A 17,683-nucleotide genomic window follows, 5' to 3' on the forward strand; every position below is an offset into this window, starting at 1 on the left:
GTGCGTGATCGTGCGCACTTTCTGGCAGATCCCGCTGAGCTGGCCTTACGTCAAGCGCGATCATGCACGTGACTGTGTGCAGCGGCCTGGCCTCGGCATTCAGTTTCTGGTGGCGCCGCGTTGGCGAGGGTGCTCAGAAGAACCGTTCTCCCATACCGGACAGAATTCACCTTCTGTCCGGTATGGGAGTTAGAGGGCATTGATGAATGCTTCTGCTTCCACTTGTCCCATTCCGGTCTCGCCGCGGACGAGTAGCACGGCCTGCTGGGTACGGCCGGCCGCCTTCAGCTCGCGAACCCGGGAGGCGAGGTCGGAGGGGGTGGGGGTGACTCCTGGAATCGGCTGTCCCGCGGCGATGGCATCCACGACGCTCTTGCCTTCTCTGGGGCCGATCCCGGTTTCCTCCCTGACGACCTTGATCGCCTGAGTTTTCCGTCCTTCGGCGATGAGAGCCCGTACACGGTTCTGCAGGTCAGCGGAGATCGGCGGCGGAAGCCCGGGTGAACGCCAGCCAAGCGAGGTGCTGGGCCGGGCGCCTGTCCGGACTGCGGCCAGCACGACCACGAGTGCCGCGACCGTGAGAAGGGCGGCGAGCACCAAGACGACTAACTCGATCGTGAGGCCGAACATGTCGTGATCGTACGGCTTTACCTACCCATTGCCCCAGCCCCCTCGGCGTGATCATGCACACCTTCGGGAATGCGCGGCGCGAGCTGCACCGACACGTTTCGTGATCATGCGATGCGCAGGCATGCTCGCCGGCAATCATTAATTAATCTACATTGTAAAGGCGCTCAGTTTTGGAAAATTGTTCCATCTCTCCAAAACCCAAACCAGCACCTACGAGCGCGGCTGCTGAGTTGTCTCGTCCGTTGGGTCCGGCCTGCTAGACAAGACTGAGCCGGCAGCGCGCATGATCACGCACGGCAAAGACGCACGTCACGGCAGGTGCGACCGAATCCGTGCATGATCACGAAACGTGTCGGTGCAGCTCGCGCCGCGCATTCCCGAAGGTGTGCATGATCACGCATCGGGGATGGCGAGGTCGTGCAGGGTATTTGCGAATCTGTGCATGATCACGCCCATTAAAGTGATCACGCCTATGAAGGAGTTGTGCTTGATAAGGAACATTATGTCAAGTTACTTGGGTTGAGGCTTCTCTCTTGGGGGTTGTGGGGCGCATGGCGTCGTCGGTTTGAGGGTGGGCTTGCTTTGTGTGGGTTGTGCTGGTGAAAGCTTCTTCGGGTCGGTCTTACTCGCCACTGCCGACACGCTCGGACACGGGACGATCGGCTCCGGGGTCGCCGTGAGCCGCAGCATGGCCAGGATCACGACGCCGATCAGCACCACGGCGCCGGCCAGGAGAATCACACCGGTGTGATTATGCCGCCCGGGGTCGGGCGTCTCGAAGTCCTCGATTCCCGGCATCGACGACTGGGCTGACTCCTCAGGCTCCGTGACGCCGCCGTTGAAGCCGGAGCGCAATGCGAACCCGTGCCCGGACTCCACCCGGAACGCCTCCTCGTCCGCCAGGAACCTCCGGTAGGCGGCCAGTGACAGATCCCGGCAGATTCGCAGGTCGTCGGAGCCCGGTGGACCTGCTCCCCCGCCCACGTAGACGAATCCGTAGATCAACTGGAGAGGCCGGCTGTGCGTGTCCCGGGGTGCGCGCTCGGCCGGCGGCGTTCCCGGTTCGGCGACGTCCGCGGCGGTGACGATGTGGGTGGCGTGGACGATCGATATCCTCCGTCCGGAGGGTGTTTCCGTTTCGACGACGGCCGCCCGGTCCTCCTGGCTGTCCGGCACCACGGTGTCGTCGAGGACGCCGTGCTCCCCCGCCGATATGAGGAAGCCGGGCGCGAGGATGGTGCGGTATCCGAGGCGCCTCCCCCGGGCTACGAGGAACGGCCAGGCGTACCCGCTCATGTCATCACCCGCCTTCGGACAGCCGGGAGTACGGCAGACGTCCTTCCATGGCGTCCACTTTGCGGCGCATGTCGTACATGACACGTCGGCGGGCGAGCTGGATGCTTTCGATGCGCTGTTCCGCCTCGTTCAGCTCTCTGCCGAGGCGTGCTCGTTCGTCGTCGGGTGCGCCCATGCGTGAGTCGAGGAAGAAGCCGAGCACGGTGTCGCCGAATGCCGCGCCCGGGGTGCCGAGCATGGCGAGCACCGTACGGCCGGCGAGTTGGCCGGCGAAGTTGGTGAGCGAGGCGAACGCCTCGAGGGCGCCCTGCCGGGTGCGCTTGTCGACCTCGGCTCTGATGGCGGCGATGCTGTCGTGGTCGAGGCGGGTCTCGATCTGTTCGAAGAGTCCGGGGACGACGGCCGACAGCGGGACGTCCACGTTGGTCGGCTGTACCGCGCTCTGCGGGGTTTTGACGATCTCTCCGCTCGGGTCGATGGTGGCGAATCCGGGTCCGACGGCGCTGACGGGGATGAGGCGGACCACCCGGGTGGCGCCGTGCAGGTTCACCAGTGAGCGGAAGTGGTCGTTGGACGTCAGCAGGTTGCGGACGATGTTGAGCCGGGTGCTCTCGTCGGGGTGGAGGCCGGCGAGCAGGTCCCATTTGGTGATGACGAAGCTGATGGGGGCTGTCGCCTCGAGCATGACGGGCAGGAGCGCGTTGAGGGTTCGTTCGAGGTGGAGCGGCCCTTCGGGGTGGCCGTCGACGTGCTGGCGTATGCGGTAGCCGTCGATGACTCCGATGAGGGCGTCGGCGGAGTCGATGTGGGAGAAGAGTTCCTGCTGTTTGGTGGATCCGGCGTCCTGGAGGTCGGTGAGCAACTCCCCCGCGTATTCGAGGTACTTCAGGTCGAGGATGGGGTGCGCCGCGCCGTCGATGTGCGTTTTCACGGTGAAGGTGAAGTGGCGTGTCTCGCCTTTGGCGGTGCCGCGTGGCCAGGCGCCGGTGGCGGCGGTGTCGGCCATCTGGAGGTACCAGTCGTTGAGTTGCAGGACGTCGTCGCGGGTCGCGGTGATGAAGTAGCACTGGCCGGTCGGCGCCTTGAGCCGGTGGTACATGCTGGCGAGCAGCAGTGTCTTCCCCGACCCCTGCAGGCCGAGGGCGACGACGTTGAAGGTCGGGATCGTTTCGGTGACGGTGAGCGGGCCGGTGTCGCGTCGCCTGCGGATGTGTTTGGCGAGCAGCGTGAGGAGGATGCTGAGGATGATGATGATCAGGACGACAGCCATCATGTCGTCTCCGTCCTGGGATGGCTGAGCTGAGTGGGCGCGGAGGGGCGTGGCTCCGATCCTGGTCCGGGGCCGGGTGGGTCCGCGTGAGTAGGCCCGTACTCAAATCCTGCGCGCTATCGGTTTCCCGGGTCAGGGACTGACGGGCAGGGCGAGGGCGAGGTCGGCGATGAATCTGGTGAGGGCGATCCGTTTGCGGAACAGTTCGTCCAGTTCGGGTGTCGGCTCCTCCCCCAGGAGTTCGCCGGGCAGCGCGCTGAAGCCGCAGCGGATCAGCGTCGTCGCGGTGTGGCCGAAGGCGACGTGGGCGGGGTCTCCCCCGGATCCTTCGGTGTACGCGTTGAGGATTTCGGTGTTGATCGCGGGTAGGTCGCGGGGGTCGGTCGTGCCGCTGAAGGCGAGTCCGGCCAGCAGTTGGGCGAGGTCGAAGGCGAGGGGGTACGAGCCGGACCAGCCCCAGTCGATCGCGACGAACTCGGCTGAGCCGTCGGCGGGGATCAGCAGGTTCTGGGGGCAGGCGTCGCCGTGGACGAAGGTCTGCGGGAGGCGGTCGAGCGCGTCGAGCAGGGCGGGGACGCGTTCGGCGAGGGTGGCGAGGTCGGTGCGGAGGTCCGGGTCCGCGTGCCGGGCCACGAGTGGGTGTTCCCAAGTGGCCGGGTCGCGCAGGATCGGCAGCAGTCCCAGGGTGACCCGGCCGAGCCAGTAGGGGCGAAGGCCGGGCCCGGTGGCGTCCGTCACCTGTCGCAGGGCGGCGAGGCGGCCCAGCAGCCGGGCGGCGGTGCGGTATCGGGGCAGGTCCCAGTCGCGGGGGGCGACGCGTACGTCTTCCATCCACAGGACGAGGCGGTCGTCGCCGAGGTCGTCCACTCGGTACAGCCGGGGCAGCCGGAGGCCGTCGGGAAGGGGCAGGTCGCAGGCGTGGGCGTCCAGTTCGGCGCGCCAGGGGAACTGGGCGATGAACTCGTCTCTGGCCTGTTCGGGGATCTGGTCGATGAGCGGCCAGTGGCGGGCGGATGCGATGGCCTTGATGAACACCGACCACTTCTCCCCCCATGCCGTCGTTCCTGTCATGCGGGCGAGTGCGGTGGTGGACGGGGTGGACAGGGGGTGGTCGACCGGTGTGAACCGCCACTCGGCGACGTCGGCGTCGCCGCGTCCGATCGCGGCGTGGACCACGTCCGTGACGGCGGCTGTGGTCAGCCGTGTGCCGAGCAGTGTGGTCAGTGCGGTGATCGCGGGGTCGTCGAGTTGTGTCATGGACTGAGGGTGCGCCGGGGGTTTGGGCTCTGGCATGAGTATGGCGTACTCATTTACGCTCGACGCCGTGCGGACCACCTGGCCCTTCGCGGGCCGTATGGCGCAGTTGGCGGCGATGGGCGCGGCGATCCGCGGTGGCCGTGGTGTCGTCGTGGCGGGTCCGGCGGGGGTGGGTAAGAGCCGTCTGGCCGCGCGGGCCGTGGGTGAGGCGGCGGGTTTCTCGGTGGCCGAGGTCCGGGCGACGGAGGCGGCGGCGGAGCTTCCGTTCGGTGCGTTCGCTCATCTGCTGCCCGCTCCCCCGGCTGATCGGGTCAATCCCCTTCGGTGGGCGGCCGGGGAGTTGAGCGCGACGGGTCTGCTGCTGGTCGATGACGCTCATCTGCTCGATGGTGCCTCTGCCGCGTTGGTTCATCATCTGGTGAGGTACGGCGGGGTGCGGGTGGTCGCGACCGTCAGGACCGGGGAGGCGACCGCTGACGCGGTGATCGCTTTGTGGAAGGACGGTCTGGTTCCGCGGCTGGAGTTGGGTCCGTTGTCGTTGGAGGAGGCGGGCGACGCGCTGGGCGGGGCGCTCGGCGGGCCGGTCGAGGAGCGGACGGTTCGCCGGCTGTGGGAGGTCAGTCAGGGCAATCCGTTGTTCTTGCGTGAGCTGGTGCTGGCGGGGCAGGCCACCGGTTCGCTCGCGGTCGGCGGTGGGTCGTGGCGGTGGCAGGGCGAGCTTGCGGTCACGACGCGGCTGCGGGAGCTCGTCGGCCGGCGTATCGGGGCGGTGAACGATGCCGAGCGGGACGTCCTGGAGTTGGTGGCGTATGGGGAGCCGCTCGGTGCGGAGTTGCTGGGCCGGTTGGGGTCGGCGGAGGTTCTGGAGCGGCTGGAGGATCGTCAGCTCGTGTCGGTCGTGGTTGAGGGGCGGCGGCTGCAGGTGCGGCTCGCGCATCCTCTGTACGGCCAGGCCGTACGGGCCAGGTGCGGGACGTTGCGGACGCGGCGGGTGTTGTCGCGGCTGGCCGAGGCCGTGGAGGCGGCGGGGTTGCGGCGGCGTGAGGACGCGTTGCGGGTGGCGTTGTGGCGGCTGGACAGTGGGACGGCGGCTGATCCGCGTCTGTTGCTGGAGGCCTGCCGGGTGGCGCGGCTCGCGCGTGATCTGGGGTTGGCCGAGCGGCTGGCGCGGGCGGCGTCGGCGGCGGGTGGCGGAGCCGAGGCCGACCTTCATCTGTCGCGGATCCTGCACTACATGGACCGGTATGAGGAGGCGGAGGAGGTGCTCCAGGGGGTGCGGTTGGGCGATGACTTGCAGCGGATCGAGTACGTCGCGGCGCGGTCGTTCAATCTGTACTGGGGTCTGGGGCGGGAGGGTGAGGCGCGGGCTCTGGCCGACGAGGCGGGTGGGGGGATGTCGGAGCCCGTCTACCAGCAGGGCCTGGCTGTTCTTCGGGCCGTGATGGATTCCTTCGCCGGGGATCTGGTCGCGGCGGAGGCGGGGCTGGAGCGGGTGCTGGCGCTGGGGCCGATGCCGGAGGAGGGCGCTCGGTCGGTGACGCCGTTGCGGATGAGTGTCTATGCCTTCGACGGGCGGGCCGTTCAGGCTCTGGAGCTTGTCGAGGGGAACTCTTCTGAGGCCTTTCCGAGTTATCGGGCGGCGTTGCTCGAGTATGGGGTGGTGGCCGCGCTCCTGGTCGGTGATCTGCGGGCGGCTGAGCGGTATTCGGCGGCGGGGCTCCGGTTGGCGGAGGAGTTCGGTGCGTGGAACCGGGCGCTGGTGGGGTTCGGCGTGGACCGGGCGCGGGTGTGCCGGTTGCGTGGCGAGTCGGATGAGGCGCTGCGTCTGTGCCGGGAGGCGGCGGCGAGGTTGCCGCGGCGCAGTGTGTATGCGGGTGGGTGTCTGGGCGAGTTGGCTCTTGTGCTGGCGATGCGGGGGGACGCGGCGGCGGCGGGGGACGCGTTGCGGGCCGCTGCGGAGATGACGGTGTCGGAGGGTCATCCTGTGGTGTTCCCTGTGCGGCTCGCCCGTACGTGGGTTCTCGCGGTGGGTGGTGATCTCGCGGCGGCCGTCAGGAACGGGGTGGAGACGGCTGGTGAGGCGGCGTCTCGGGGTTTGCGGGTTTATGAGGTGACCGCGTGGCATGACCTTGTGCGGCTGGGTGCGGCTCATCTGGCGGAGTCGCGTCTGGTTCAGTTGGCGGGCGAGGTCGAGGGTCCTTTGGTCGGGTTGTTGTCCCGGCATGCCACGGCGTGCGTGTCGAGGGACGGGGTGGGTCTGGACGCCTTGTCGGCCGAGTTCGCGGCGCTGGAGTTGCGGGTGCTCGCTGCGGAGGCGGCTGCTCAGGCGGCGGTCGTCCACGATGGGGAGGGGAACGTGCGGGCGGCTCAGGCGTCGAGGACGAGGGCCTGGTCGCTGGCGCGTGACTGTCCGGGGGTTCGGACCCCGGCGTTGGTGCGTCTGGTGCTTCCCGAGTTGACCGCGCGGCAGCGTGAGGTCGCGGCGCTGGCCGCTGAGGGGTTGACCAATCGGCAGATCGCCGATCGGCTGGTGTTGTCGATCCGTACGGTGGCGAACCACCTCGGGGCGGTGTATGAGCGGCTCGGTGTGGGTGACCGGGTGGCTCTGGGCGAGATTCTGAGCCGCCTCGACTGATGAGCCGCCTCGACTGAGCGGCCGCGGCCTGGGAGTCGGGTTTCAGCCGGTCGGGAGGTTCGGGCTTTCCTCCTCCTCGACGAGATGCGGCCGGCCGACACCCGTTCCGTGTCCCTCGGGGGTCTTCCCGTAGGGTCGGCCGGTCTTTTCGTGGGTGCCGGTCCGGTGGTGGGCCGATTCCTTCTTGTGGGCGATGTCCTCGGCGCGGGTGGTCGTGCTGACGCCGACGCCGAGGGGTGAGGAGGCGCTGACGTCGGTGGCCGGGACGCCGTGGCGTTCGGTGGCGCCGACCTCGCGTCCGGGTCCCTGGTCGGCGGAGGGCTTGCGGAAGGCGCGGTCGCCCGCTCGGACGACCTCTTCGCTGGCCTTGCCGACGTCGGGTGAGAATCCGTGCTGGTGTTTGCCTTCGAAGCGGCCGGGCTTGGTGGTTTTGGTCATGTCCGACTCCCCCGGGTCGGCGGATCTCAGCAGATCCGCGGTAGCGGGTCACCGACCAGCAGGTCGACGATGCGGGTCCCGCCGAATGCGGTTTTCAGCAGGACGAGGCCGGGCGGGTCGTCGTTGACCCGGCCGACGACGGCGGCTTCGCGGCCGAGCGGGTGCGAGTGCAGCGCGGTGAGCGCCGTCTCGGCGGACGCCTGGGACACGATCGCGACCATCCGGCCTTCGCAGGCGACGTACAGCGGGTCGATGCCTAGGAGTTCACATGCCCCGCGAACGTCAGGACGAACCGGAATTATGTCCTCATTCACGACAATTGCCGCTTTGGATGCCTCGGCGATCTCGTTGAGGACGGTGGCCACTCCCCCGCGGGTGGCGTCGCGGAGGCAGCGGACCTCGCCGTCGTCGCAGGCGTCCAGCAGTCGCGCGGTGAGTTCGTTGAGCGGCGCGGTGTCGGAGGTGAGGTCGGCCTGGATGTCGAGCTCTCCCCTGGCCAGCATGATCGTGATGCCGTGTTCGCCGATGGGCCCGGACACGATGACCGCGTCGCCGGGCCGGGCGGCGGCGGCGCTCAGCCGGGTGGGCCGGTCGAGCGTGCCGACGCCCGCGGTGACGACGTAGCAGCCGTCGGCCTTGCCCCTCTCGACGACCTTGGTGTCGCCGGTGACGATCTGCACGTCCGCCGCCTTTGCGGCCGCGGCCATGGACGCGGTGATGCGCCGCAGGTGGGCGAGGGGGAAGCCTTCCTCGAGGATGAAGCCGGCCGACAGGTATCGGGGCCGGGCCCCGCACATGGCGAGGTCGTTGACGGTGCCGTTGACGGCCAGGTCGCCGATGTCGCCGCCGGGGAAGAACAGCGGGGTGACGACGAACGAGTCGGTCGTGAAGGCCATCTCGTCGATGACCGCGCCGTCCTCCAGCGGTTCGAGGAGGGCGTTGCGGAAGGACTCGAGGAACACCCCTTCGATCAGCGTGTGGGTCGCCTTGCCGCCTGCCCCGTGGGCGAGGGTGATGTACTCCTCGCGCACGCGGGCCTTGCGGCGGCGGGCCCGCTCGATGCGTTCGAGGACCTGCTCCTCCAGGCCGGTGTCTCCTGTCACTGGCGGGTCGCCTCCTTGACGCGCTCACGGGAGAAGCGCCCGAAGTTGTAGTAGGCGGCGCATGCTCCTTCGGAGGAGACCATGCAGGTGCCGATCGGCGTCTCCGGCGTGCAGGCGGTGCCGAAGACTTTGCACTCCCAGGGTTTGAGCACGCCCTTGAGCACCTCGCCGCACTGGCAGGAGGTGGGGTCGGCGACGCGGCCGCCGGGGATCTGGAAGATCCGTTCCGCGTCGTAGCGGGCGTACTTGGCGCTCACCCTGAGCGCGGACTGGGAGATGAATCCGAGGCCGCGCCATTCGAAGTGGGGCCGCAACTCCATGACCTCGTTGATGGCGGCCAGGGCCTTGGGGTTGCCGTCCCAGGGCACGACGCGGGCGTACTGGTTCTCCACTTCGCAACGGCGCTGCGCGAGTTGGGTGAGGATCTGGTGGACCGACTGCAGGACGTCGAGCGGTTCGAATCCGGCCACGACGATGGGCTTGCCGTAGTCGCGGGCGATGAACCGGTACGGCCGGCAGCCGATGACGGTGGAGACGTGGCCGGGGCCGATGAAGGCGTCCAGGCGCAGGTCGGGCGAGTCGAGGATGGCCTTGATGGCGGGGATGATCGTGACGTGGTTGCAGAAGACCGAGAAGTTGTCGACGCCGTCGGCCTTGGCCCGCAGGACGGTCATGGCGGTCGACGGTGCGGTCGTCTCGAAGCCGATGGCCATGAAGACGACGCGTTTGGACGGGTTCTGCTTGGCGATCTTCAGGGCGTCGAGCGGTGAGTAGACCATGCGGATGTCGGCGCCGCGCGCCTTGGCGTCGAGGAACGAGCCCTTGCCGCCGGGGACGCGCATCATGTCGCCGAACGACGTCATGATGACGTCGGGCTGCGCGGCGATGTGGATGGCGTCGTCGACCCGTCCCATCGGGATGACGCAGACGGGACATCCGGGTCCGTGGACGAGCGTGACCGCTTCGGGCAGGTAGTCCTCGATGCCGTGCTTGTAGATCGTGTGGGTGTGGCCGCCGCAGACCTCCATGAACTTGTAGGAACGGCCGGGTTCGCAGAGCGCGGTGATCCGGGCGGCCAGTGCTCTGGCCGTGTCGGCGTCGCGGTATTCGTCGACGAAGCGCATTCAGGTGTCACCCCTGTTCGATCATGGATTCTCGGAGCGCCGCGATCTCGTCGTCGTAGGCCTGGCCGATGCTCTCGAGGAAGTCGAGAGCGGCCTTGGCCTCGGTCTCGTCGATCTTGGACAGGGCGAAGCCGACGTGGATGAGGATCCAGTCGCCGGGTGCGACGGTCTCGTCCTCGAGCAGGCCGATGTTGATCGCGCGCCGTACGCCGCTGACGGCGACCATGGCGAGGTCGGGACGGTCATTCAGGATTTCCACGATCTCGCCGGGGATTCCCAGGCACATGGGTGGCCTCCGCCATCTCAATGGATTCGAGGATGAGGTCGTCGCCGCCCTCGGTGTCGATGTCCGCGCCGCCACAGCCCGGGCATGTGACGAACGGGTCGTGTGAGGTCGTCGTCTGACCGCAGGACCGGCAGGTCAGCCTGGCCGGGACGATGACCAGGTCCACGCGGGCGCCCTCGGCGGCCGATCCCTCGGCGACCATGGCGAACGCCTGGTTGATCGCGGGCTCGGTGATGCGCAGCAGCGCTCCGGCGCGTACGCGTGCCTGCCGGACGCGACGGCCGGCGGCGCGTTGCTCGACCGCGGAGAGGATGGCTTCGGCGATTCCGAACTCGTGCATGTCGTGCCTTCCTGGTCGGCGACGGGTCTCACATCTTGCGGATCTCCATGTAGCGCCTCAGGTCGGGCATCGCCCGGTAGACCATGACTCCGACGGTGACGACGGCGGCGCCGATGACGAGTCGTCTCAACATGTCCGCTCCTCTTGCTGGGCAGGTGGGTGGGCGGGTGCGTGGTCGTGGTGGCCGGCGTTGATGTGCTGTTCGATGAGGTCGGCGACGACGGACGCGGCCTTGGGCACGGCGTCGGCGACGGGTGGGGTGAGCTCCATGCCGGGTGAGGTGTCGGCGGGTTCGCAGCCGACGATCAGCACCTGGCCCGCTCCCCCGCCGAAGGTGCCGGCCAGGGCGAGCACGGTTTCCGGTGTCAGGGCGTGGGCGTCGACGAAGGCCGCCCCGCGCTGCTGGTCAGGTGGGGGTTCGAGCACGTAGACGGTGCCGGGTGCGCCGCCGCGGGCGGTGGCGTCGACCAGGATGGTGAGGTCGTAGCCGCCGCCGGTGAGCTCGTAGGCGAGGTGGATGCCGCGGATGCCGAAGTCGGCGACCCGCGCCTGCTCGGGCAGGTCGACGTCGGCCAGGTGCCTGGCGACGGCGACGCCGAACCCGTCGTCGCGCAGGAAGATGTTGCCCACTCCCGCGACCAGGATCTTCATGGGTGCGCCTCCTCGTCGCCGAGCGGCTCCACCTCGTCGGGTGCGAAGTAGAGGAAACGCCCTTGGGTTCGTTGCAGGTCAGCGGCCGGGTCGTCGGCGAGGGTGACCGCCAGGTGACGGGATCCGTCCACGTCGAGGAACACCGCCTCGACGTGGGCGACCTTCCCGGTGAGGAACATGTCGTGGGCGTCGGCGCGGCGTTTGCCGGGATTGAGGCGGACGCGGCTGCCCTTGGCGAGCGGGACTCCGGAGACGGTGACGGTGTCGGTCTCCGGAGACACGCGCGCATCGGTGCCGGGGTCCCACCACGGCGTGCCGGGAGCCGCACCGGGAACGCCCGGGTCCGCGGCATGACCGTTCGCGAGGCCGCCGGCCGGTCCGGGGACACCAGGAACCCCGGGGAGACCGGGGGCACCGTCGGGGCCGGAAACACCGGAAACACCACGAACGCCGGAGAAGCCGGGGAAGCCCGCCAGGGCCGGACCGCCGGGCCCCGCCGTGGCGGGGGCGCCGGGAGCGGCGGGATGCGACGGCGCGCCGAGGTACCTGATGACGCCGTGCAGCCGCTCGACCAGTTCCGGGGGCAACTCCCGCGCCCTGCGGAGGATCTCGGCCGCTCGCGGGTCGGTCGCCGCCGCCTCCCGCGTCTCCTCGTCGGTCAGTGTGATCGCCCGCAGGTGGAGCATCTCGTCGATCTCGGTCGAGTCGAACATGTCGCCCTGGCTCTCCGGGGCGATGTCCGGGTAGTCGTAGAGGATGATCGGCGAGGACAACATCAGCGAACGGTCGCCGGGCTCGCCGACCAGGACCGGCCAGACATGCTGGTTCCTGCAGCCGTCGACGGCGGGGCCCGCCCATTCCGGTGGGTCGATCAGGGAGACGAACCCTCCCCGGGTGGTTCCGATGAGCAGGTGCGCCGCGATCAGCGACCGGCGCAGCGCCTCCTCGCGAGGCGCCCCCGGCTCGTCCCAGGAGCTCGTGTTCCTCGTCTCGATGTGAAGTTTGATCAGGCCGTACGGCCCGGCCTGCCGCGTCGCGGAGACGCGGAGCCTGGCGTCGAGGGGCTGCTGCTGCGACACCACCCGGCCCAGAGGTTCGCCCGCCGGCGACAGGATCGGCTCGGCCGTCCTGCCCCCGGCGACCTGGACCTCGACGGAGTGTTCTTCGGTGAGGAGGTCGCGCAGCGGGAGGACGGCCTCCGCCTCACGCTCGGTCGCGTCGTCGAAGCCGAGGTACACGGTCTCGCCGCTGGTCAGCTCGGGCACGGCCCGGTAGCCGCCGTCGCCGGTCAGCTCCTCGACGGTGCGGGACCTGATGTGGAGGAACCGCAGGCGCAGGTGGACGTCGGCGTCCTCGGCGTCGCCGCCGGCCTCGAGGAGACACTCGGTCACGCTCCTGGACGGCTCGGCGGTGGCCGAGTAGCCGTTCGGGACGAGCACGCCGAACTGCCAGCGGAGCTGGTTCTTGGCCGCCGAGGCGCGATACGGGTAGAGCAGGTAGCCCTCGTACAGGACGGCGTCGGCCACCCGCCGGGCGATGTCCATGGGGACGCTCACTTCTGGGCCTCCTTGAGTCCCCGGGCCTCGCCCAGAAGCATGTCGATGGCGTCGTCCCAGGTGGGAACGGCGTGTTCGGATTTGTAGCGGTGGAGCGCCCGCAGGGTGTCCCGCCGCAACAGCAGCCAGCCGGAGCCGGGGAAGTAGCGGTCCATAAGTTCGCGCCACACCGCGACCGGCAGCCGATGGCGGCTCTCGCAGTGCCAGGGCACCTGCCGTACGGTGAAACCGCTCTCGGTCCGGACGAAAACGGTGCCGCTGAACAGCAGGATGAGCGGGATCTCGCCGTCGTCGAGCGCGGCGAAGTACTTCCCGGCGGCGACTTCCAGGTCGTAGGTGAACGGCACCTGCAGGTCGATCTCGGTGGAGCCTTCGAAGCCGGGGACCATGACGGAGACGCCGGCGAGGTGGAGGGGTTTGAGGGTCTCCCCCCAGCGGGACGGCTCTCCGAACAGGTCGCCGAGCAGCGCGGCTTCGGCGGGGCCGTACCTCCTGCGTTGCGGCTCGATGCGGATCTGGCAGTGCAGCAGGATGGCGTGCACCGGTGAGGGGTCGGTGATCCGCAGGCGGAAGTCCATGGTGGGCGAGGCCGCGTACGGCTCCGGCCGTGCGCCAAGGCAGTCGAACCGCGGCTCGCTCACCAGCGCCCGCCTCCCCCGTCGCCGCCGCCCGGTCCGTACGGCACGGCCGTGCCTCGCCGTACGAGTTCGGCGAAGAAGCCGTCGATGGCGGCCCAGGCTTCCTCGCCTCCGCTGAACCCTTTCCAGTGCAGCCGGACGAGGCCGACCAGTTCGTAGCAGGCGGAGATCGGCACGAGGTGGCAGACGAAGGCTCCCGTGCGGTCGGTGCCGGCGCCGCGGTCGACGAGCAACGCCTCGACGTCGGGCTCCGCCCCGGGAAGCTCGGGGTTGGCCGCGAGGATCCGCTCCCAGGCCGGGATCGGGAGCAGTGATTCGGTGGCGCCGGCGGGGCTGGGATAGAACGCGACGGCGTGGCCGAGCGCGGAGTTGTGGAAGAAGAACGCGGTGCGGACCGGGATCTGCAGTTCGTCCCAGTCGGTGGCCGACATGCGGAACTCCGGGGCGTGCAGGTAGCGGCGCGGCACGGCGCGGTAGCGGCCCTGCGCGGCGGGTGCGAAGAGCAGGTGGCAGCCGGGGCAGGCACACAGCAGTGCCCTGTCGTCCATGTCGACGACGTGGCCGTGGTCCTCCCCGACGGGTTCGGAGCACAGCTCACACCGTGTGCCCTCCGCGGGGCGCCGCGCCGTTCCCGGACCGGCGGCCGGGGACACCTGTGCCCCCGCCGCCGGGTGAGCCTGCTGATGGGCGCGCTGATGGTCAGGATGGTGGTCGAGATGGTGGTCCTGGTGGGTTCGCTGCGGCGGTTCGCGGAACCGGCGCAGCCCGCTCCCCGTCACGAGATCTCCTCCGGCACCGGGCAGGGCCCCGGCGGGCGCCGCTGGATCTGCAGCAGCGGCCGGCCCGCGCCATGCCCGTTCGACGGTTCGGACGCGGTGCCATGGTGGTGATCGTGGCGCCCGGCGCGGCCGTCGATGCCGTCGTCGTGGTCGAGTCCTTCGACGTCGACCCTGGTCACCTCGGGGGCCGCGCGCGTGATGGCCCGCTCGATGGCGCCGGTCACGGTCAGCCGCGAGGACGGGCAGCCGTGACAGGTTCCTTCGAGCCGCAGCCGCACCACCCCGGAGGGATCGACCCCGACCAGTTCCACTCCCCCGTCGTGCAGCCCGAGATGCGGCCGGACCTCCTCCAGCGCGCCCAGCACCCGGTCGGCCGTCCCCAGCGGATGCAGGTCGTGCACGATGAGCAGGCCGGAGACGAGGTCGTCGGTGGTGAGCCGGTGCAGGACCTCGGCGGCCTCGGCCCCGGTGACGGTCCGCATGACACGCTCGAGGGCCTCGCCGTACAGGCCGACGAGGACCCGGACGAGTTCCTCGGCCTTCGACCGCGTGCCGTGCGGGCCGAGTTCGGCGAGTTCGGCGATGAGCGCCTCGACCCGGGCCCCCGCCTCGTGGACGTCCGCCATAGGCCCGTCAAAGGCCGCGCCGGCCCTGGTGTTGTGGTCGCTGGCTTCGGGCATCTGCCCCGGGTTCCTTTCCGTCAGTCGGTCGTCAGCCGGTCACCGGGGGCCGGTCACGGCGCGGTGAAGGCGTGGGGGCTGTGCAGCGTGCGCAGCAGCTTTCCTTCGCCGAGGTACATGTGCACGCCGCAGGGCAGGCACGGATCGAAGCTGCGGATGGCGCGCATGATGTCGATGCCCTTGAAGTTCTCCGGGGAGTTCTCCTCGAAGATGGGCGTGTTCTGCACCGCGTCCTCGTACGGCCCGGGCGTGCCGTAGCTGTCGCGGACGCTGGCGTTCCACGGCGTCGGCGGGTAGGGGTGGTAGTTGGCGATCTTGCCGTTCCTGATGACCATGTGGTGGGACAGGACGCCGCGGACGGCCTCGGTGAAGCCGCAGCTGATCGCCTCGTCGGGAACGGTGAACGGCTCCCAGGTCTGCGTACGGCCCTGCCGCACCTCGTTGAGCCCCTGCTCGGCGAAGTGGAGCGCGCAGGCCGCGACGTAGGCCTGGAAGTAGGAACGCGCGCGATTGCGTTCGAGGGCGTTGGACAGCGGCTCACCCTTGTGCGTCGGGATCTTCCACTCGAACGTCTTCTCCGGCTTGGTGGCCGTCCGCGGGAGGTTGATCAGCACACTGTGCCCGGTGGCCTTGACGTAGCCGATGTCGACGAGCCCGTTGAGCGCCGTCGACCACAGCCGCGCGATGGGTCCGCCGCCGGTGTCGAGGGCGAGCATGTCCTTCCCGTCGAACCAGCGGGGTGACATGACCCAGCTGTACTTGTCGGTGAAGTCGCGTTTCTGCGGCCGCGGGATGGTGTGCTGGTTCCACGGATGGCGGATGTCGACGGGGTTGCCGAGCGGGTCGTGGGTGACGAACGGGTCGGTGGCGCCCACCCAGTCGTCGTAGTAGGAACTGCCGAGCAGGATGCGGATGCCGAGGTTGATGTCGACGAGGTCGTTGGTGACCAGCCGCCCGTCGACGATGACGCCCGGCGTGACGAACATCTTCCGGCCCCAGTCGCCCATGTTCTCGTAGGTGAAGTCGCAGTGGTCGGGGTCGTTGAGGCTTCCCCAGCAGCCGAGCAGGACGCGGCGGCGGCCGACGTTCTCGTAGCCGGGCAGCGCGTCGTAGAAGAAGTCGAACAGGTCGTCGTGCATCGGCACGACCCGCTTCATGAACTCGACGTAGCGCATCAGCCGGGTCATGTAGTCGGTGAACAACTGCACGGTCGCGACCGTGCCGACCCCGCCCGGGTAGAGGGTGGAGGGATGCACGTGCCTGCCCTCCATCAGGCAGAACATCTCGCGGGTGAGGCGGCTCATCGCCAGCGCCTCGCGGTAGAAGTCCCCCTCCAGGGGGTTGAGCGAGCGCATGATGTCGGCGATCGTCTTGTAGCCGTGGTCTCCGGCGTGCGGCGCCTCGGTCCGCTCGGCCTTGGCCAGGACCCCGGGGTTGGTCTCGCGGACCATCTTCTCGCAGTAGTCCACCCCCACCAGGTTCTCCTGGTAGATGTTGTGGTCGAACATGTATTCGGCGGCCTCGCCGCAGTTGATGATCCATTCGGCGAGGGCCGGTGGGCGTACGCCGTAGGCCATGTTCTGCGCGTAGACCGAGCAGGTGGCGTGGTTGTCGCCGCAGATGCCGCAGATCCTGCTGGTGATGAAGTGGGCGTCGCGGGGGTCCTTGCCCTTCATGAAGATGCTGTAGCCGCGGAAGATGGACGAGGTGCTGTAGCACTCGGCCACCTGCCGGTTGGCGAAGTCGATCTTGCAGTAGACGCCGAGACTGCCGACGATCCTGGTGATGGGATCCCAGGCCATCTCGACCAGCTCACGGCCTTGCTCCGATGAGGTCGTCATGTCAGCTCCAGGGCGCCTTGTATCCGGTGAGCAGCTCGCGGCCCTTCCTGCGCCACTTCGGCTCCTTGTCGACGGTTCTGAAGGTGAAGCCGCGCAGCGTGCGGATGACCGAGCCGTACGCCTCGCTGATGGTCGAGGAGACGTGCGCGCCGGGCGGCTCGTCCATGAAGGGCATGAACTTGTCCGGGAAGCCCGGCATGGTGCAGGCGATGCAGATGCCGCCCACATTGGGGCAGCCGCCGATGCCGTTCATCCAGCCGCGTTTGGGGACGTTGCACTTCACGACCGGCCCCCAGCAGCCGATCTTGACGAGGCACTCGGGCGTGCCGTACCCGGTGGCGAACTGGCCCTGCTCGTAGTAGCCGGCCCGGTCGCATCCCTCGTGGACGGTGGCGGTGAACAGCCAGGTTGGGCGGAGCGCCTGGTCCAGCGGGATCATCGGCGCCTGCCCGGCGAGCTGGTAGAGCAGGTAGAGCACGGTCTCCGACAGGTTGTCCGGCTGGATGGGGCAGCCGGGCACGTTGACGATGGGCAGGCCGGCCTTCGACCGCCAGTCCCAGCCGAGGTAGTCGGCCACGCCCATGGCGCCGGTCGGGTTGCCCGCCATGGCGTGGATGCCGCCGTAGGTGGCGCACGTGCCCGCGGCGATGATGCCGGTCGCGTTCGGCGCGAGCCGGTCGAGCCATTCGGGGACCGTCATGGGCTGGCCGGTGTCGGGATTGTTGCCGAAACCGGTCCAGTAGCCCTCCCGCTTGAGCGACTCGTTGGGGATCGACCCCTCGACGACGAGGACGAACGGGTCGAGTTCGCCGCGCGCGGCCTTGAAGAACCATTCGATGAAGGCGTCCGCGCCCTGCATCGGGCCGGACTCGTAGTCGATCAGGGGCCAGTGCACGGCCACCTTGGGCAGCCCGGGGAACACGCCGAGCACGATGTCCTCGATGCTCGGCTGGGTCGCGGCGGTGAGGGCCACGGAATCGCCGTCACAGCTCAGGCCGGCGTTCATCCAGAGAATGTGGATGACCGGCTCTTCCTGCTTGCGCTGCTTGCTGGTCGCTGACTTCGTCGGCGTTGTCATGACGCCTCCCCGTCTCGATACCGTGTCGATGGCTGTCGATGCAGGTCGACGGCCTCAGATGCCGTGCCTCGTGCCTGGTTC

The 17,683-nt window shown here is 69.0% G+C and carries 18 protein-coding genes; 1 reads left to right on the top strand and 17 read right to left on the bottom strand.

The features are described from left to right. Window positions 1-189: 189 nt before the first annotated feature. From Pmi06nite_RS30790 to Pmi06nite_RS30805, 4 genes are all read right to left on the bottom strand, one after another. A complete protein-coding gene (locus Pmi06nite_RS30790) occupies window positions 190-630 on the bottom strand; it encodes a 50S ribosomal protein L7/L12 (RefSeq protein ID WP_203956660.1) in 441 nt (146 codons plus the stop codon). Between the two features lie 510 nt (window positions 631-1,140). Continuing rightward, complete coding sequence (locus Pmi06nite_RS30795; RefSeq protein WP_203956661.1) at window positions 1,141-1,926, bottom strand: hypothetical protein; 786 nt, start codon at window positions 1,924-1,926, stop codon at window positions 1,141-1,143. A gap of 4 nt (window positions 1,927-1,930) precedes the next feature. After that, the gene (locus Pmi06nite_RS30800; RefSeq protein ID WP_203956662.1) at window positions 1,931-3,199 is read right to left on the bottom strand and encodes a hypothetical protein; all 1,269 of its coding nucleotides are present in this window, start codon (window positions 3,197-3,199) and stop codon (window positions 1,931-1,933) included. A 129-nt stretch (window positions 3,200-3,328) separates the two neighbouring features. Continuing rightward, window positions 3,329-4,453 (bottom strand): aminoglycoside phosphotransferase family protein, encoded by a 1,125-nt coding sequence (locus tag Pmi06nite_RS30805; protein ID WP_203956663.1) that lies wholly within the window; start codon window positions 4,451-4,453, stop codon window positions 3,329-3,331. Window positions 4,454-4,520: 67 nt separating this feature from the next. Here Pmi06nite_RS30805 and Pmi06nite_RS42715 point away from each other — a divergent pair, with 67 nt between their 5' ends. Beyond that, window positions 4,521-7,088 carry a helix-turn-helix transcriptional regulator gene (locus tag Pmi06nite_RS42715; protein WP_203956664.1) on the top strand — a complete coding sequence of 856 codons (2,568 nt, stop codon included), beginning with the start codon at window positions 4,521-4,523 and terminating at the stop codon, window positions 7,086-7,088. Window positions 7,089-7,130: 42 nt separating this feature from the next. On the opposite strand, the gene Pmi06nite_RS30815 is transcribed toward Pmi06nite_RS42715, so the two are convergent. Genes Pmi06nite_RS30815 through Pmi06nite_RS30870 form a run of 13 tightly spaced genes read right to left on the bottom strand, consistent with a single transcriptional unit; the run spans window position 7,131 to window position 17,602 of the window. Beyond that, window positions 7,131-7,526, bottom strand: coding sequence for a hypothetical protein (locus tag Pmi06nite_RS30815; RefSeq protein WP_203956665.1), 396 nt, complete (start codon window positions 7,524-7,526; stop codon window positions 7,131-7,133). 26 nt (window positions 7,527-7,552) lie between these two features. Further along, a complete protein-coding gene (hypE, locus tag Pmi06nite_RS30820; RefSeq protein ID WP_239114314.1) occupies window positions 7,553-8,629 on the bottom strand; it encodes a hydrogenase expression/formation protein HypE in 1,077 nt (358 codons plus the stop codon). Further along, on the bottom strand, window positions 8,626-9,753 hold the full coding sequence (hypD, locus tag Pmi06nite_RS30825) for a hydrogenase formation protein HypD (protein WP_203956666.1): 1,128 nt from the start codon (window positions 9,751-9,753) through the stop codon (window positions 8,626-8,628). Before hypD ends, hypE begins: the two co-directional genes overlap by 4 nt. Before the next feature lie 7 nt (window positions 9,754-9,760). Next, on the bottom strand, window positions 9,761-10,012 hold the full coding sequence (locus Pmi06nite_RS30830; protein ID WP_308441936.1) for a HypC/HybG/HupF family hydrogenase formation chaperone: 252 nt from the start codon (window positions 10,010-10,012) through the stop codon (window positions 9,761-9,763). Then, complete coding sequence (locus Pmi06nite_RS30835) at window positions 9,996-10,379, bottom strand: hydrogenase maturation nickel metallochaperone HypA/HybF (RefSeq protein ID WP_203956668.1); 384 nt, start codon at window positions 10,377-10,379, stop codon at window positions 9,996-9,998. The genes Pmi06nite_RS30830 and Pmi06nite_RS30835 overlap by 17 nt, the downstream gene beginning before the upstream one ends. A gap of 28 nt (window positions 10,380-10,407) precedes the next feature. Beyond that, entirely contained in the window at window positions 10,408-10,512 is a 105-nt protein-coding gene (locus tag Pmi06nite_RS43035; protein ID WP_373317340.1) for a DUF6893 family small protein, read from the bottom strand. After that, entirely contained in the window at window positions 10,506-11,030 is a 525-nt protein-coding gene (locus Pmi06nite_RS30840; protein ID WP_203956669.1) for a hydrogenase maturation protease, read from the bottom strand. Before Pmi06nite_RS30840 ends, Pmi06nite_RS43035 begins: the two co-directional genes overlap by 7 nt. After that, window positions 11,027-12,586, bottom strand: coding sequence for a collagen-like triple helix repeat-containing protein (locus Pmi06nite_RS30845; RefSeq protein ID WP_203956670.1), 1,560 nt, complete (start codon window positions 12,584-12,586; stop codon window positions 11,027-11,029). The genes Pmi06nite_RS30840 and Pmi06nite_RS30845 overlap by 4 nt, the downstream gene beginning before the upstream one ends. Next, entirely contained in the window at window positions 12,583-13,227 is a 645-nt protein-coding gene (locus Pmi06nite_RS30850) for a DUF6084 family protein (RefSeq protein ID WP_203978639.1), read from the bottom strand. Before Pmi06nite_RS30850 ends, Pmi06nite_RS30845 begins: the two co-directional genes overlap by 4 nt. Continuing rightward, window positions 13,224-14,003 carry a DUF5947 family protein gene (locus Pmi06nite_RS30855; RefSeq protein WP_239114315.1) on the bottom strand — a complete coding sequence of 260 codons (780 nt, stop codon included), beginning with the start codon at window positions 14,001-14,003 and terminating at the stop codon, window positions 13,224-13,226. Before Pmi06nite_RS30855 ends, Pmi06nite_RS30850 begins: the two co-directional genes overlap by 4 nt. Next, window positions 14,000-14,683, bottom strand: coding sequence for a NifU family protein (locus tag Pmi06nite_RS30860; RefSeq protein ID WP_203956671.1), 684 nt, complete (start codon window positions 14,681-14,683; stop codon window positions 14,000-14,002). Before Pmi06nite_RS30860 ends, Pmi06nite_RS30855 begins: the two co-directional genes overlap by 4 nt. Window positions 14,684-14,736: 53 nt before the next feature. Next, entirely contained in the window at window positions 14,737-16,524 is a 1,788-nt protein-coding gene (locus Pmi06nite_RS30865) for a nickel-dependent hydrogenase large subunit (protein ID WP_203956672.1), read from the bottom strand. A 1-nt stretch (window position 16,525) separates the two neighbouring features. Further along, complete coding sequence (locus tag Pmi06nite_RS30870) at window positions 16,526-17,602, bottom strand: NADH-quinone oxidoreductase subunit B family protein (protein ID WP_203956673.1); 1,077 nt, start codon at window positions 17,600-17,602, stop codon at window positions 16,526-16,528. Window positions 17,603-17,683 lie beyond the last annotated feature (81 nt).

It is taken from the genome of Planotetraspora mira (assembly GCF_016863275.1).
In the GTDB taxonomy this organism is placed as follows: Bacteria; Actinomycetota; Actinomycetes; order Streptosporangiales; family Streptosporangiaceae; genus Planotetraspora; species Planotetraspora mira.

What these genes read in the sequence shown, in the direction of transcription:
- Pmi06nite_RS30790 (WP_203956660.1), bottom strand. Translation starts at nt 630, where the DNA reads ATGTTCGGCCTCACGATCGAGTTAGTCGTCTTGGTGCTCGCCGCCCTT.
- Pmi06nite_RS30795 (WP_203956661.1), bottom strand. Translation starts at nt 1,926, where the DNA reads ATGAGCGGGTACGCCTGGCCGTTCCTCGTAGCCCGGGGGAGGCGCCTC.
- Pmi06nite_RS30800 (WP_203956662.1), bottom strand. Translation starts at nt 3,199, where the DNA reads ATGATGGCTGTCGTCCTGATCATCATCATCCTCAGCATCCTCCTCACG.
- Pmi06nite_RS30805 (WP_203956663.1), bottom strand. Translation starts at nt 4,453, where the DNA reads ATGACACAACTCGACGACCCCGCGATCACCGCACTGACCACACTGCTC.
- Pmi06nite_RS30815 (WP_203956665.1), bottom strand. Translation starts at nt 7,526, where the DNA reads ATGACCAAAACCACCAAGCCCGGCCGCTTCGAAGGCAAACACCAGCAC.
- hypD (WP_203956666.1), bottom strand. Translation starts at nt 9,753, where the DNA reads ATGCGCTTCGTCGACGAATACCGCGACGCCGACACGGCCAGAGCACTG.
- Pmi06nite_RS30835 (WP_203956668.1), bottom strand. Translation starts at nt 10,379, where the DNA reads ATGCACGAGTTCGGAATCGCCGAAGCCATCCTCTCCGCGGTCGAGCAA.
- Pmi06nite_RS43035 (WP_373317340.1), bottom strand. Translation starts at nt 10,512, where the DNA reads ATGTTGAGACGACTCGTCATCGGCGCCGCCGTCGTCACCGTCGGAGTC.
- Pmi06nite_RS30840 (WP_203956669.1), bottom strand. Translation starts at nt 11,030, where the DNA reads ATGAAGATCCTGGTCGCGGGAGTGGGCAACATCTTCCTGCGCGACGAC.
- Pmi06nite_RS30860 (WP_203956671.1), bottom strand. Translation starts at nt 14,683, where the DNA reads ATGCCCGAAGCCAGCGACCACAACACCAGGGCCGGCGCGGCCTTTGAC.
- Pmi06nite_RS30865 (WP_203956672.1), bottom strand. Translation starts at nt 16,524, where the DNA reads ATGACGACCTCATCGGAGCAAGGCCGTGAGCTGGTCGAGATGGCCTGG.
- Pmi06nite_RS30870 (WP_203956673.1), bottom strand. Translation starts at nt 17,602, where the DNA reads ATGACAACGCCGACGAAGTCAGCGACCAGCAAGCAGCGCAAGCAGGAA.